Genomic DNA, 13,373 nt, shown 5'->3' on the forward strand with positions numbered 1-13,373 from the left:
CGTCTTGCCATGCGCCAGTTTTTTCGGCAGTCGAGCGACAGCGTTGATCTGGATCATGTGTGGCGACCATCACACCCAGCAGCCGCTCCTTCAGCGGCTTCGGAACATTGAGTGCAGAATGCCGCTAGGGACAGTTTCGGATCGTCTCAGGCTTCGTGGTTGCACTGCTTAAGCCCTCAGCGCGCTAGCAAGTCATTCCGGTCGCACATCTGCGGACGGCTCGACGGGTATGGCGGACGGTGGTTCTTGCGACGCACACACCGTTAACTCGTGTCCTACCCGCGCCGCAGGCAGCAGCGACTTCCGTGATCATGCCGTTGGGCGGAGGAGTAATCGGTGCAGGTGTCATGGCTTGCGCCGATACTGCGACCGATAAGGCGAAGCCAGCAATAGCAATCAACCTAATCATTCTGCACCTCCCTTAACCGTCCAAACATCCCGACCTCTCACGGCAGGGGATGGGTCCGGCTCTCGTGTGAAAGCAATGCGAGCTTCCGGCGCTGGCCGTTGGAAGGCTTGAGATAGATCAAGGTCTTTCTCGGTTTAAAATGGCGCATATTACTGCGGTGATAGGTAAACTCCGGGTAGGCGTATGGGGCGCTATATCGACGAAATCCTACAGCCTGGCGAAAGGGTGCTGTATTCGACCAACGAACACTGGGTGTACTTTCTGCCTGCAATCGGGGCGTGGATCGCGGCGGTCGCATTTCTGGTGCTGTGGCGCTTGGTCGCCGTCGACGCCCTGGCGTTGGTTTACTTGGTATTGGCGGCGGTCGCTGGGCTTGCGGCCTTGTACTGGACGGCGACGGCTTGGTTCCACCGCTGGACCACCGAGACCGACGTTACCAACATGCGGGTCGTCCACAAGGCCGGTTTCATTAAGAGGCGGACCTTTGAGATGAGCCTCGACAAAGTTGAGAGCGTCGATGTCAATCAAAGCGTTCTTGGCCGCCTTTTGAACTATGGCGACCTCACCATTCAGGGCGTTGGCGAGGGTACGCAAACCATTTCCACCGTTAGTTCGCCTCTCGCGTTTCGCAGCGCCATCACGACAAGACCGGTTGGCACGTAAATCGCGGCATGGTTTGACAGCCGCCGCCCCAACAACGCCCCCGGAGCCCCCCACCGCGCCGGCGATTTTGCGGCGGCGCTCGCGGGGGATCCGGTGGCGCTGCGGCTCTGCCTTGACCGGATTACCCTGCCCCAAGGATCAACTCGTGGCGTTCGCGCTGCCGCCCTATCGATCATCCTCAGCCTCCGCGCGGAAACCCATCTTCGCCCCTTATGTGGCGAGCAAGCCCGAGGTGGCGCCCGTTGCAGCGTTGAACCACCAACCTTGGCCCAGCTATTCGCGCGAATGTGAATTGATCTGAAGCAATAGGCTTTGTCTGCTTCGATGCGCTGATGCGATGGCGTCGATCCGTAAGGAAATTCTGATGCGCATTCCAGCTTTGGCGATTTGGGCAACGATCGCGGTTTTGGCGGCCGCGCCAACTCAGGCCCAAACATATGGCGGGAATGCTCCGATCTGCCTACAACGTTGGTACTGGGGCGGAGGCGAAACTTTCTACTGCGGCTATAGCTCGATGGCGCAGTGCCACGCCAATGCATCGGGCCTCTCCGCCATGTGCGTTACCAATCCATATTTTGCAAACGCACAAGTGCCACGGGAACCAGCCTATCGGCAGCCTCGTCGCGCCTACTAGATCGGACAGGGGCGCGATGACTCGGGTTGAGATGGCTGACGCCTCTGGAGAGCCCGCCCCTCGATCCGATCTCGCACGAGCCGCATACCCGCTGATTGGAGGCCTGCGGCGCTGTATGTAGGTGCATCGATCTGCGACAACCAAACGACTGAACGGGTATAAAATCCGGACAATTCTTGATCTTCAGTGTGACCGCGGCCGTAAAGAGGCCAAACGGACCTAGCGTCCTTTGGCAGTCATCTCACTGTTGTCAGCGTCGGCTACACGACCGACATGAGCTGCTACGATCCATCCACGATAGCCACATTGCGCCGCGCGTTGGACGAGGTGCTGCTTGACGCCCGTTTCCATCAGCGGAAGTCGGCTTCGGCGCTTGAAATTGCTGAACATCTTCTGGCGCGTGCGGCGGACGGAGAACGGGACCTAGAGCGCCTGAAATGCTCGGCTTTCAAGAAACTAATCGGCGATGCCGCGCGCTTGCCGAGCTAGACTGCATAGCGATCTCAAGACTCTTGCGGGCAGCTTTTTGGGGATCGGTAAGGTCGATCGACGGCGACTTTCATTTGACGGCCTTGTCCTCCTTGTCGGCGCCACGATCCTCAGCGCGTCATCCGGCAGCGGACGTTGCTCGGGGAAGCTGTTAGCCGGGACAAGGCCGCGGTTCTCCGGCTCCAGCCAGCCTCGCCAGTGCGGTGACGGCATTGCGGATGTTGGTGACCGGTGTCCCGCCGAACTTTGGTAGCGGCGGGATGCTCCAGCGCATCATGGCCAGCTCGCGGCCCGTGTCGGTGTTGCGCACCACCGGGTAATCCGGAAACACGACCGGCATCGGCGCGAGGTTGCCGACAAGCGATTGACGACGCGGAACAGCGCGATGATCGCAGCTTGGTTGGTTGTGATGCTGTAGAGGTTGCACATGCGCTTTGCGGACTACCGCTTCTTAAAGTCCGTTAGCTTGCGCATGTAGTAGCCCTGTCTCTGAACGGCGAGCTTAATGTCCTCGCTGACGCTCGCTACTTTTTTCTTCTTGCGCCATCTGCTCGACGCGTCAGGAAAAGGAATCGGCAAACCATTGCGTACAACCAACAGATCACGTCTGTCGTTCAGATACACATCGAACATTCTAAGGCCCCCCAGCCGATTGTCAGAATATCGCGGGGAGCAAAAATGGCAACAACTCCGCCCGGCCATGATGGACAGGCGAGCCGCCACCGGAGTGAGATGGACGACGTGCCAGGCACAACGGAAGCGGCAGGCGCCGGCAAAGCGCCGCCGACGAGTGCCTGCCCCTTCTTTGAACGGTGCCGATACACCCAAAAGTGCGAGGTCCGATGTGGCCCTGATAGTGTTGAAAAAGTCTTTCTGGGGCGACGAACGAAATTTTTTAGAGCTGCCGATGCGTTTTACGCGCGACGTGAGGGACCATATCGATTCGTCCAAAATCGACCACGGACCTTCGTAGCGGAGCTGAATAGCGACGCAGGAGCAGAGAGGTCTAAAAATCTACTTTCGCGAGATTTTTAGGGTCGTTCGATTTTCGACTTTTGCAACAGTATCTCGGGCATAGCGGACAAGATTGGCGCAGGTTTGGTATCCGGGCGATCAGCGCGATCGAAAGCGCTTGACGCCGGTGGTATGATTTCCGCGATGTGGCCGTACTGACAGTCCCGATGCGTCGCCATGCATGCCCGAATTGATGTCGCCACGCATGCCCGAATAGATGGAGAAGGTCGGGTCCGCGGCTAATGCCGCGGCGGGTTCCCATGCCGAGGCGGGCATCGCAAGGAGCGCGGAAAAAACGAGCGCCGCGCCCAAAAATTTGAAGCTGGTCATGCTATGCTCTTGTTACTGGCGTGCAACCCATGCGCGCGCTGTCCAGTGACATGACTGACAGTTAGGCGTTGGCATTCCGCTCGCGCAGGGGTGCCGCAATCACGCTTGGGCGACCGGCGTGTGATGTCACATAGGATCAGAACAGCGGCGGCGCTTGAGCGACCTTTCAGGGCCCCAGGAAGACCGCGCCATCGACGAAGCGCAGCTCCGGCGTCGGCCACCTTCGGCCGGTCAACGCGGCGCCATCGCGATCCGCGCCATCATGACGTACCGCCGTTCTCGGCGGCGCTCAGACGACGGGGCTTGCGACGGATGAGGCAGAGACTTTGACGTTACCGAACCAGCCGAGCTCGTGACGGCGAGAACGGATATCGGATTCAAATTGAAAGAGGCGGCCCTTGCGCCGCCTCTCCGTGTCGTCCGCGTTCCTACTGGCAGACGTACATGATTCCGTCACCGCCCTTGATCAGTGTGCCGGGCGTGCAACCAATGCCGTTGAGCTTCGCATAGCTATCCCAACCGTCGTAACAGGTATAGGAAGCGCGCCCAAAGACTCCAACCGTCGTGCCGTACCCGGTCCTGCCGCCGACCCCACACCAGGGACCGCCATTGTAGTAGGCCCGCACTGCGTACCAAGGGAGACCAGACTGGTCGGCTATGTAGGGATTATAGGGATACGGGCTGACATAGAGCCGCCTCGCTTGGGCACTCTCAACTGACAGCGAAATCCCGCGCTGCTCAGACCAGTCAACGGTGAACAGTGTTGCAAAGGCGATAGCCGAAGTTGCAATTGCAAAATTCCTGAAAACCATTTGCTTCATCGTTTTGCTCCTATCCTGTCTCGCCCCCTTTGCATAAGGAGACCCGTCGGTTGATGCCAACATTGACAAGGATCAAGGGCCTTGATCTGGCTCGTGACCAAATTTCAACGTGAATCATGGAGTTTTTGCACGGCACCGTGCACAAAGTCGGCAGAGATTTCGAAACGACAACCGAGTGAGCGATGTCGCCTCTTGGCCCTTCTCGCACCTGACGCGATGTCCTCCTTTGGTCCGTACTGCGCCGCAGAGCGGACAGAGACAACCAACAGCACAGACGACCCCAGAGGCGCCTCCTTTGCGAAACTCAGAGATCACCGACACCGGAAGCTGCCGCCGCTCCAGCCAAGCAGCGTGCCCCTTGGGCTCTTGGGTACCTCAGGCCTCGGGCGAGGCAACAGACCTAGGGAAGCCACGCTGCTTGCCGCGATGTTGCCGCTCAGTATCGGTTCCGATAGGCGCGGCTCGGCTGGCGCGCGAACGCGTACATGGGGTTGATTCCGCAGTAGGCGTTAGTGCCGCTCGCGGTTGCCATACACTGGGCGTAGCTGCTGAACTGGCAATTGCCGGGATAGCCCCATATGCGCCCCTGCAAGCAGTAGCTATTCGGTCCCGTGGGTTCAGACAAATAATCATAGGGCTGAGTGCGGGCTTGGTCTGTCGCCAAGACCATACCCACCGTCAGGATAGCCAACGCCAAAGTGCGCATCGGAACCTCCTCGAAAGCGAGACTGAAGCGCCAAGGGGGCGAGCAAACCTGATCCAAGTCAATTCACGTTCTCGCTCACGACGGTGCTCAGGCGTCCGACGCGCTCGGCGGCCAAAAAATAATCTCCAAATTGCAATTGAGACTCTCCGCATCAAAGCATATTCGGCGATTGCCGGACTAGGACTGACTTCCGAAATGGGTCATTCGCGTCGATCTCGACATGTCCGCTAGATGTCCGGTTTTGGGCTGGTCTCAGAAGCCAAGCCGGTCGTCCGACATGTCCCGCTAAAGTCTGCCGCTCGTTAAAAATAGTGGGTCCCAATCGAACTTTTTTCCCCTCCCTGGGTCGTCGGAGCGAAAGCGTGCTTGCTGGCGGCGCTTGTAGAGCGAATTACTCGGCCAGTGCGCGATAGACCGAAGCTCGGCCGATCTTGAGCGATTTCGCAATGGCCGACGGACCTAAACCCTCAGCTTTCATCTGCTTGATCTTCGCGGCATCGATGCTCGCCTTGCGCCCCTTATAGACGCCGCGCGCGTTCGCATCCGCTATTCCTTCAAGCTGGCGCTCGCGGCGAGTGACCTCGGCGGCTCTCGCGCAGGCACCCTTGGCATCGCTTGGGCCGTTTCCGACACCGAGACTTGGCCAGCCTTGTCATGCCGTCAGGCCGACAGCGACTTCCGGTCGGGGCGTTTACGCATTGGCACAAAGTGCACTAGCCAAACACTGAGGTTCTGCTTGCCTGGGGCGCGCCTCGCCGATCTTTCTCAGCCCCCAAGCTTCCAAGATTGGCGAGAACGTGCAACGCCCCGGCGCGGCCATCAACTTCGCCGGGGCCGGTGAACGCGGGGATAGCCCAAGACGATGGACGCAGAGGCAGATCGGCAACGCGGTTTGGAGTTGGGTCGCCGATGGGCAGAGCATGCTTCCGCACATGAACTTGTCACCATGGTGAGCGGCTCGTTCGATGATCTCAGCCAAATTCTGCCACCGGACGTATCCGATCAGTTCGTCAGCGGCTTTCGCGAGGGCGTGTTGCACGTCTGGCGCGGAGCTTAGGACCTCAGCGTAAGGACCCCGGGTATGCGGACCAAGCGCCCTTGCAACCCCCTGGTCGGCGGTCACGAGGATTAGTCTGGGGGCGTGGCATAGTGCTCGCTGCTTTCATTTTCACAGTTTGCCCATAGAAAGCAGCGACTTGAAGAGTAGTCCTATCGAAATTTTTTCATCTCCCGTCGTGCGGGGGGCAAAGCATGTATGCACGCCACCCGACATAGCCCGTACAATCACGGTGCCAAAATCGCAGATCCCCTGTCGGAAACGGTCAGGCCTACCTGCCAGTCGAGTAGGATACGTTGATCGCCATCACCTCGCCGGTTCATCGCGGCGGAGCTTGGACGACATCGATGCTGTACTGGCTCTTCTAGCTAGTCACGGCTGACGTAGGTCTACCAACGACCTTGGGGTTTAGGGGCGTACGTGCTGAAGTTTGTACATGTTGTCGATGACGACTGTGCCTTCAGAACAGCGGTCGAACGTCGCCTGAAACTCGCCGGGTACGAAGTGGCGACCTACGCGTCTGCGGAGCAGTTGCTGGATCGCTTCCCGGACGAAAGTAAGCCCGGCTGCATTCTCGTCGATGTACGACTACCGGGAATGAGCGGTCGTGAACTCCAAGCTCGATTGGACGAACTCGGTTCGTCGTTGCCGATTATATTTCTTACCGGCCGTCCCGATATCCAGACCACGGTGCAGGCCATCAAGGCGGGCGCGGAAGACTTTCTGATCAAGCCGGTATCGTCCGACGACTTACTTCGCGCAATTGATCGTGCGTTCGCACGTTACGAAGTCACGCGTGCCCAAAAGCACAAGCTGGATGCGGCTCACACTCGTCTGGCGGCATTGACGCCACGTGAGCGGCAAGTGTTTGATTTGGTGGTTCAGGGCAAGGTCAACAAGCAGATCGCGTACGCGCTGGGCTGTACCGAGCGTACTATCAAGGCACATCGCCAACAGGTGATGGTGAAAACGCAGGTCCAGTCCCTGGCGGAGCTCGTGGCACTTGCCGAGCGGGCGGGCTATCGCCCAGACGGACCGTCTCTCCACCTGCCTTAGGGCGACAAGGGGTTCCAGACGTTTTGACAAGAGGAACGCGCGCATCCGACTACCAAAAATTCGGCTGCGTCTACGGCCGTCTTCGTATTGGCACAAAGTGCACTAGCCAAACACTCCGGCTGTGATTGTCTGGCCACGCGCTTTTTCGATCTCTCACAGCCCCCAAGCCCCCCAAGATCGGCGACAGCGCGCTCGGCCCCGGCGCGGCCGCAAGTCCTCGCCGGGGCCGCTTAAACGTTGGATGATCGAGCACGGCGACGCGGAGCAGGAGCGGCAACGTGGTTTGGAGTTGAAGCAAAGGCGTTCGCTAGCATGAAGCTAGAAGATGGCTTGGCGCTATTTGCGGTGCACGATCAATCCGCGTTCTCCCAAACAACTTATTCCATCGTCACGCGTCCATGTCTGGCTCGATGGCGAACAGGTGGAAGGCGGCGGCCCGTAGAAATTACGGTTTCGGGATCGGATGACTGCCGGGTAGAAGTGCATCCCGACAAGCCTTAATTGGCGACGACGGCGACAGGCGGACTACCCAGTGTCTCAGTAAACGGCCCGTTAACCGCAAATCTCCATCATCGGTCCGACTGGCGCATAATCATCATCAAAGAACTCACACAGAGCCGTCGCTGACCTCAACCCGGCGACGGCCTTTTTGTTGGCACCGATGGACTATCGAACTTTCACGAACGACAGTCTCACAATGATGTACGAGAGCATTCGGGGAGCTCTCGCGTCGGATGACGCTCAGAAGGCTGCCGGTGAACAGCCTCGCTTCAAGGTTCGCCAAACGTCGGACTGGAAGGAGCATGCCGCCAACCTAGAGGCCGAAATGCTTCGGCGAGGCATGTTCTTCGAGATTATTGATTGGTCCGAAGATCAAGGGCGTTTGTCCCTCTAGTTCTGCTTTACGGAAATTTAATGGGTCGTTGCCAACGTTGAGACCATTGCAAATCGTCGCGGCGGCGACACCCCTTTCGAGAACCATTGTCTAGACCTGCTCGGTTGGCAGTCTCTTCCCGGGAGAAACCGTTATGCTCAAAGGTTGCATGATTGCCGCTTTCGCGCTGCTTTTTCTGTTGCTGTGCGATCAGCAAGTATCAAATGGCAAGTACACTGACGCAGTTATCGTTATGGCGAAACAGATCACGCGCTCGTTCGGCGTCTGACGTTCTTCGCGTTCTCCAAGGCCGCGCATCATGAGCGAGACAGATATTCTTGAATCACTAAACGTCGGAAAGTGCCCGGATTGCGGATCGAACAAATTACGATCCGGGCTGCGCGTTGATATCGCCGCGCACCTGACCTGCGTGACATGCGAAGCCCGTTTTTATGTCGCTCCGCGACCACCGCTTGCCACGGTGTTCATTCGGCAATGACGGGCGGCGGGCGACTTCGTTGGGACTGACAATAAGCATGCTCTACGGGGAATTTTCCGCTTCCCCTTTGGGCGTTGCCCCGATCAGCTTGCAGCGGACACAACAAAATCTTCCGCTGAGCCCCTGATAGCAGACCTTCTCGGATACAGTCGGCAGGTCTCAAAAGGGCCAGTTCCGGACTCGTGCACCGCAACGAAATCGTTGACCTATTCGATCACCTCGTCAGCCCGGTCGAGCAGCGATGCTGGGACCTCAAGGCGGAGGCTCCTCGCGGTCTTGAGATTGATGACAAGCTCGAATTACGTCGGCTGCTCAACCGGCAGGTCGGCCGGCTTTGCGCCTTCGAGGAGTTTGTCAACATAAGTCGCGGCGCGGCGCGAGAGGTCGGGGAAGCTTGGCCCATAGCCCATCAGTCCACCCGCGTCCACATGCAGCCTGTTGGTATGCATCGCCGGAACAAGACTTACGATGTTGAAGGTCCCTCGAAGGAGAATGGTGTGCTCCCATCCTGAGTAACCCAAGTGCCACCCCCGAAACGGACCTAGGCTGTTGCTTCGTTTGGTCCGTACTGACGGTAACGCACTTCACGGTAATCTGAGACTCGTCATAGGGCCTGAGTGCTAGTTTGTGTCGGGGCAAGTTCTTGTGCGGTCCAAGAGCATGCCAAGAAAGCTGCATGTTTACCGAGAGAGGCCCGCTGATTGCGCTAGCCATCGCGGCGGGAATGCTGCTCGGCATTGTCGGACCGACCTCGGCGCAGTTCTTCAATTTCGGCGGATTTCAGCAGCGGCCGCAGCCACAACGCGGTGGCGGCGGGTTCGGTGGCGGCTGGTTTGGTGGTGACACGTTTCAGCCGTTCCAGCCGCTGGCGCCCCAGCCGCGGCGGCAAACACTACCGCCCGTGCGCGAGGATTTTTCAAGGGCGCCGCCGCCCGAGAAACGCGACACTATACCGGAGCGCCACATTCTTGTGCTCGGTGACGCCATGGCGGACTGGCTCGCCTATGGTCTTGAAGCCGCCTATGCCGAACAGCCAGACATGGGCGTGATCCGAAAGGCAAAAAGCACCTCCGGCCTGATCAAATACCAGCCAAGGGGCGATCCGGCCGACTGGACCGCCGCCGCAAGAGGCATTCTTGCCACCGAAAACCCGGACGCCATTGTCGTGATGCTCGGGCTCGACGACCGTGTCGCGATCCGCGAGCCGCCGACTGAGAAATCCGACAGCACGTCGTCGGACAAAAAGACCGACAAGAAGGACGCCAAAGCCAAACCGGACGCCAAGCCTGCGGACGGAAAACCGAGCGCCAAACCGAATGGCGGTACAAACGCCACCGCAAGGCCGGATGACAAGCCGGTCGATACCGAATTGTCGCCGGATGACGTCATCGACAATGGCGCGCCGCCGGCCATCGCGCCGGCGAAGAGCACACGCTCGCCGAACGGCATCTACGAATTTCGTGAAGAACGCTGGGTCGAGCTCTACAAAAAAAAGATTGAAGAGATGATCGGCGTGCTGAAATCCAAAGGCGTGCCGGTGCTGTGGGTCGGTCTGCCGATGGTACGTGGCCCCAAGGCGACCGCCGACACGCTGTTCCTGGATTCGCTCTATCGCGATGTGGCCGCCAAGACCGGCATCACCTATGTCGATGTCTGGGATGGATTTGTCGACGAAGCCGGCGGCTTCCTGCAGAAGGGTCCCGACTTCGAAGGCCAGATCCGCCAGTTGCGCTCCTATGACGGCGTCTATTTCACCAAACCGGGCGCACGCAAGCTCGCGCATTATGTCGAGCGCGAAATCACGCGGCTGCTCGCCGCGCGTTCGGCGCCGATCGCCCTGCCGACCGAGCCTGCGACGCCCGATGCCAATGCAGTGCCCGGTCAGCCCGCGCCGCGGCCCCTCGCAGGACCAATCCTGCCGCTGGTCGCCTCCTCTGTCAGCACCGATCAATTGCTCGGCGGGCCGGGAACGCGCCCGACCGCGGTCGATGCGCTCGCCGCTCGCGCGCTGATCAAGGGCGAAGCGCTGACGCCGCCCCCCGGCCGCGCCGATGATTTTTCCTGGCCGCGCCGCGAAGTCGGAAGCGAACGGGCCAAGGGTGAGGAAGCAATGGCATCGGCATCGCGCGATGGCATCGCCCCGGTAAGGGCGCCGGCGGCATCGCTAAAGCCGAACAAGTATCACAGCCAGAGGTGGGACCGGTTTAGAGGGATGGCCCGGGAGTCTGCTTTTGCGCGCAGCAATGTTTGGTAAGCCGCCTAATGGCGACGGAGCGGCAAGCCGTGCCAGTCACCAGCGATGGCAAACGGTAGGTGCCGAATGCACGGCGGGCCATCTCCAGGCGCACCTAAGGCAATCGGCACGCCTATAAGCCTGGTCGCTACTCGGCAGAAACGATCGCCCGGCGACGTGAAATACCGGCGCTGATCCGAGCAGGCCGGGCGTTTGGCGGAAAGAACGTTGTTTGATCCCTCCGCTGTCCCAATTTCGGACCCCAAAGCGGACGTGAGCTGTTGCTTCGTGTGGTCCGCACTGAGGCTAATGCACTTCACGGTAGTCTGAGACTCGTCATAGAGACTTAGGCTGGGGCGCGTACTCATAAACCGAGCTTGCGGCTTACTCGATGTCCGCTATGCCGATACCGACCAAACTACGACGCCCAGTGGTCCGGCGCCGATCCAATCCCCAATACATTGACAATTTGCCTGCGGCATCGCGTGGCGCTTTGATCAGGCGCCATGCCCGTCTCACCCGCCGCCGCGACCGCACCGCCCGAAAGGAAAGCTGGCTAATCTATTGCGGCGATGTGCACGTCGGGAGCATCGGCCTGCGCTCCGGCAATCCGACCGAGAGCGATCCGTGGCAGTGGCGCAGCGGCTTCTATCCGGGATCACGCCCGGGCGAATGCACCTCCGCCACCGCCACGACCTTCCAGAGCGCGCGCGCTGCGTTCTTGGCGGCTTGGCCTGTGTTCTTGTCCAAGCGCACGGACGCGGACTTCGAGGAGTGGCGACAAGAGCGGGATTGGACGGCGCGGAAATATGCCGCGTGGGATCGCGGCGAGAAGGCGCTAGTCCGATGAGGCTGCGACTTTGGTCTTAGGCGCTATTTGTGCGCTGCGGTCCACGCATTGTCCGTAGTCCTACGGACGTTGCGCATCGTCGATCTTGGGCGTCTACTTCAGATTGAATTTGATGACGATCTGATTTTTAGTCGAGGTCCCCATGAGCGTTAAAGCCATGATGGCGACGATCCTCCAAAACCAACTGACGCTGCGCGGCGTGCATTCACTGACGCCATCTGACTACCATGAGATTGTAGAACTGCTGATCGAGCAGCTGAGAGAGCTGGAGCTAAATCTGGCAGCGCGCGAGACAGCTGACAATGGCGAGCCGCATTAGCGCGGCTGATCTCGTGCACAAGCCTGAGCGCACTGCACCGTTGCATCGGTTCAATGCGACGCGCAGCGGGGCATTCACCATCTGCCGCTTCGCTGAGTTGCCGACCAATCTCTTCGTTGAGCGCCTTCGGCTCCCAATTCGTACCATTGCTCCTGACGATCCTCTTGGCGCGTTCGAAGGCATGGCTTTCAGCCGCATCTTCACCTATACGGATGCTCACTTCAGAGTGAAAGGGACAGGCCGCGATTGCACGAGTTGTCTCTAATGCATAGCGCACGGTCGCGCTGAGGTCGTCGGCGTAATCTTTGGCGGACATGTTGAGCCTCCCGTCGCCTCGACATGGTGAGACTTGCACGCAATCACGATGGCGCGATGCGGATAAGGTGAGGCCCGGTGTGCCTAGGAGCCCGGGCCTCATAACCTCAGCAGCCTGACAAGAGGTTGTTCGGCTACACGTCCGGCCTATCGGGAGGCCAATCTCGCTTTGATATTGCGCAAAGCCGCCTCGTGTCAGCGGCCGCCTTCCCGGCGGCTTTGAAGGGGACTGGGCGACGGGGGACCCGGTCGCCCCGCGGCGAGGCCGACGAGCTCGGCGTCGATGGCATCTCCGATTTCAATGCCCTGCACTCCCGCGAGCATGACCACTTAGGCGCAGTTCTGCGGCGGCGACGGAAGGCATCTTCGTCAATCCGTTCGAGCGGGGTGAGATCGGCCCCAACCTCTTTCGCGCCGCGTGCCGCGTGGGGTCGTCTGCACGCATCGTGAGCGGCCTTGCATCGGTGGCCGTTGCAGACACTGGATCAAGGTCAAGAACCGGCGGTATCCTACGATGGAGCGAGAGTTGTGAGGTCGCGAGTAACGCGAATTGGCAAGCGCGCCGCTTGTTGCACGCAAGCAACTCTTCTCTTGTTCCATGTTTTGCGTCGTGTTTTCGTCTTCACACGGTAGGCCTGACCTGCGTAGATAATCCGCGCGCAAAAATTGGCTGGTAATATTATGATCGGCGGGGAAGAAACCGCGCGCATTTATCCGGCGCCTACAGAAAGACCGTCTGTAGATGGTCTTTCTGTAACGCGCGGCTTCGTTAGCTGAGCCGTTCGTCCTGCCATTAGTCGTGCAGGCGAATTAGTTGGGGGCTTCCTCGCGAAGCCAAAGCCGCTATTCATACTATTGCGATCTCATATTTTATAATGGGGACGACTATGCTGGACGACGAATTTAATGAGCAACGTGCGAAAATATTGCGTGAACTCGCAGAGCAAGCTGACCCATTCATCAAAAAGCGCATTTTGAATTTAGTGCAGCGCTACGAACCCAGGCGGAAGCCGATGCCAATTGACGAGCGGCTTGCAAGCCGCGGGGATAACGTCGATAAGTAAGCCGCCGCGCGTTGAGCCGACCGCAATGCAGGGCGGCTCC

At 59.3% G+C, this 13,373-nt stretch carries 13 protein-coding genes and 1 pseudogene; 9 read left to right on the top strand and 5 right to left on the bottom strand.

What is annotated here, in order from left to right; genetic code table 11:
• The first annotated feature begins 592 nt into the window (after positions 1–592).
• The 3 genes from HAP40_RS20855 (at position 593) to HAP40_RS20865 (ending at position 2,195) form a co-directional block, all read left to right on the top strand.
• On the top strand, positions 593–1,072 hold the full coding sequence (locus tag HAP40_RS20855; RefSeq protein ID WP_166816053.1) for a PH domain-containing protein: 480 nt from the start codon (positions 593–595) through the stop codon (positions 1,070–1,072).
• A gap of 364 nt (positions 1,073–1,436) precedes the next feature.
• Positions 1,437–1,706: a DUF3551 domain-containing protein gene (locus HAP40_RS20860; RefSeq protein ID WP_166819426.1), complete on the top strand. Its 270-nt coding sequence runs from the start codon at positions 1,437–1,439 to the stop codon at positions 1,704–1,706.
• A gap of 273 nt (positions 1,707–1,979) precedes the next feature.
• The gene (locus HAP40_RS20865) at positions 1,980–2,195 is read left to right on the top strand and encodes a hypothetical protein (RefSeq protein ID WP_166810890.1); all 216 of its coding nucleotides are present in this window, start codon (positions 1,980–1,982) and stop codon (positions 2,193–2,195) included.
• Between the two features lie 138 nt (positions 2,196–2,333).
• On the opposite strand, the pseudogene HAP40_RS20870 reads toward HAP40_RS20865, so the two are convergent.
• The 5 genes and pseudogenes from HAP40_RS20870 to HAP40_RS37345 form a co-directional block, all read right to left on the bottom strand.
• Positions 2,334–2,624 (bottom strand): annotated as a pseudogene (locus HAP40_RS20870) (SOS response-associated peptidase); the annotation flags it as partial.
• A 684-nt stretch (positions 2,625–3,308) separates the two neighbouring features.
• Positions 3,309–3,539, bottom strand: a complete 231-nt coding sequence (locus HAP40_RS20875; RefSeq protein ID WP_166816049.1) for a hypothetical protein — start codon at positions 3,537–3,539, stop codon at positions 3,309–3,311.
• Between the two features lie 428 nt (positions 3,540–3,967).
• Positions 3,968–4,360, bottom strand: a complete 393-nt coding sequence (locus HAP40_RS20880; RefSeq protein ID WP_166816047.1) for a hypothetical protein — start codon at positions 4,358–4,360, stop codon at positions 3,968–3,970.
• Positions 4,361–4,796: 436 nt separating this feature from the next.
• On the bottom strand, positions 4,797–5,066 hold the full coding sequence (locus HAP40_RS20885; protein ID WP_166816045.1) for a DUF3551 domain-containing protein: 270 nt from the start codon (positions 5,064–5,066) through the stop codon (positions 4,797–4,799).
• A 391-nt stretch (positions 5,067–5,457) separates the two neighbouring features.
• Positions 5,458–5,544 carry a hypothetical protein gene (locus HAP40_RS37345; protein WP_414645403.1) on the bottom strand — a complete coding sequence of 29 codons (87 nt, stop codon included), beginning with the start codon at positions 5,542–5,544 and terminating at the stop codon, positions 5,458–5,460.
• A gap of 999 nt (positions 5,545–6,543) precedes the next feature.
• Here HAP40_RS37345 and HAP40_RS20895 point away from each other — a divergent pair.
• From HAP40_RS20895 to HAP40_RS20915, 6 genes are all read left to right on the top strand, one after another.
• The gene (locus HAP40_RS20895) at positions 6,544–7,179 is read left to right on the top strand and encodes a response regulator transcription factor (protein ID WP_166816043.1); all 636 of its coding nucleotides are present in this window, start codon (positions 6,544–6,546) and stop codon (positions 7,177–7,179) included.
• Between the two features lie 2,049 nt (positions 7,180–9,228).
• Positions 9,229–10,806, top strand: a complete 1,578-nt coding sequence (locus HAP40_RS20900) for a DUF459 domain-containing protein (RefSeq protein WP_166816041.1) — start codon at positions 9,229–9,231, stop codon at positions 10,804–10,806.
• Between the two features lie 45 nt (positions 10,807–10,851).
• Positions 10,852–10,980, top strand: coding sequence for a hypothetical protein (locus HAP40_RS37350; protein ID WP_414645337.1), 129 nt, complete (start codon positions 10,852–10,854; stop codon positions 10,978–10,980).
• A gap of 797 nt (positions 10,981–11,777) precedes the next feature.
• A complete protein-coding gene (locus tag HAP40_RS20905) occupies positions 11,778–11,954 on the top strand; it encodes a hypothetical protein (RefSeq protein ID WP_166816039.1) in 177 nt (58 codons plus the stop codon).
• The gene (locus tag HAP40_RS20910; RefSeq protein ID WP_166816037.1) at positions 11,938–12,219 is read left to right on the top strand and encodes a hypothetical protein; all 282 of its coding nucleotides are present in this window, start codon (positions 11,938–11,940) and stop codon (positions 12,217–12,219) included. The genes HAP40_RS20905 and HAP40_RS20910 overlap by 17 nt, the downstream gene beginning before the upstream one ends.
• A 937-nt stretch (positions 12,220–13,156) precedes the next feature.
• Positions 13,157–13,333, top strand: a complete 177-nt coding sequence (locus tag HAP40_RS20915; RefSeq protein ID WP_166816035.1) for a hypothetical protein — start codon at positions 13,157–13,159, stop codon at positions 13,331–13,333.
• Positions 13,334–13,373 lie beyond the last annotated feature (40 nt).

Origin of the sequence: Bradyrhizobium sp. 1(2017) (assembly GCF_011602485.2) — a bacterium.
Lineage (GTDB): Bacteria > Pseudomonadota > Alphaproteobacteria > Rhizobiales > Xanthobacteraceae > Bradyrhizobium.

Excerpts from the sequence above, each read along its gene's own strand:
- HAP40_RS20915 (WP_166816035.1), top strand. The coding sequence starts at position 13,157 with ATGCTGGACGACGAATTTAATGAGCAACGTGCGAAAATATTGCGTGAA.
- HAP40_RS20910 (WP_166816037.1), top strand. The coding sequence starts at position 11,938 with ATGGCGAGCCGCATTAGCGCGGCTGATCTCGTGCACAAGCCTGAGCGC.
- HAP40_RS20865 (WP_166810890.1), top strand. The coding sequence starts at position 1,980 with ATGAGCTGCTACGATCCATCCACGATAGCCACATTGCGCCGCGCGTTG.
- HAP40_RS20880 (WP_166816047.1), bottom strand. The coding sequence starts at position 4,360 with ATGAAGCAAATGGTTTTCAGGAATTTTGCAATTGCAACTTCGGCTATC.
- HAP40_RS20860 (WP_166819426.1), top strand. The coding sequence starts at position 1,437 with ATGCGCATTCCAGCTTTGGCGATTTGGGCAACGATCGCGGTTTTGGCG.
- HAP40_RS20900 (WP_166816041.1), top strand. The coding sequence starts at position 9,229 with ATGTTTACCGAGAGAGGCCCGCTGATTGCGCTAGCCATCGCGGCGGGA.
- HAP40_RS20875 (WP_166816049.1), bottom strand. The coding sequence starts at position 3,539 with ATGACCAGCTTCAAATTTTTGGGCGCGGCGCTCGTTTTTTCCGCGCTC.
- HAP40_RS20885 (WP_166816045.1), bottom strand. The coding sequence starts at position 5,066 with ATGCGCACTTTGGCGTTGGCTATCCTGACGGTGGGTATGGTCTTGGCG.
- HAP40_RS20905 (WP_166816039.1), top strand. The coding sequence starts at position 11,778 with ATGAGCGTTAAAGCCATGATGGCGACGATCCTCCAAAACCAACTGACG.
- HAP40_RS20855 (WP_166816053.1), top strand. The coding sequence starts at position 593 with ATGGGGCGCTATATCGACGAAATCCTACAGCCTGGCGAAAGGGTGCTG.
- HAP40_RS37345 (WP_414645403.1), bottom strand. The coding sequence starts at position 5,544 with ATGAAAGCTGAGGGTTTAGGTCCGTCGGCCATTGCGAAATCGCTCAAG.
- HAP40_RS37350 (WP_414645337.1), top strand. The coding sequence starts at position 10,852 with ATGGCAAACGGTAGGTGCCGAATGCACGGCGGGCCATCTCCAGGCGCA.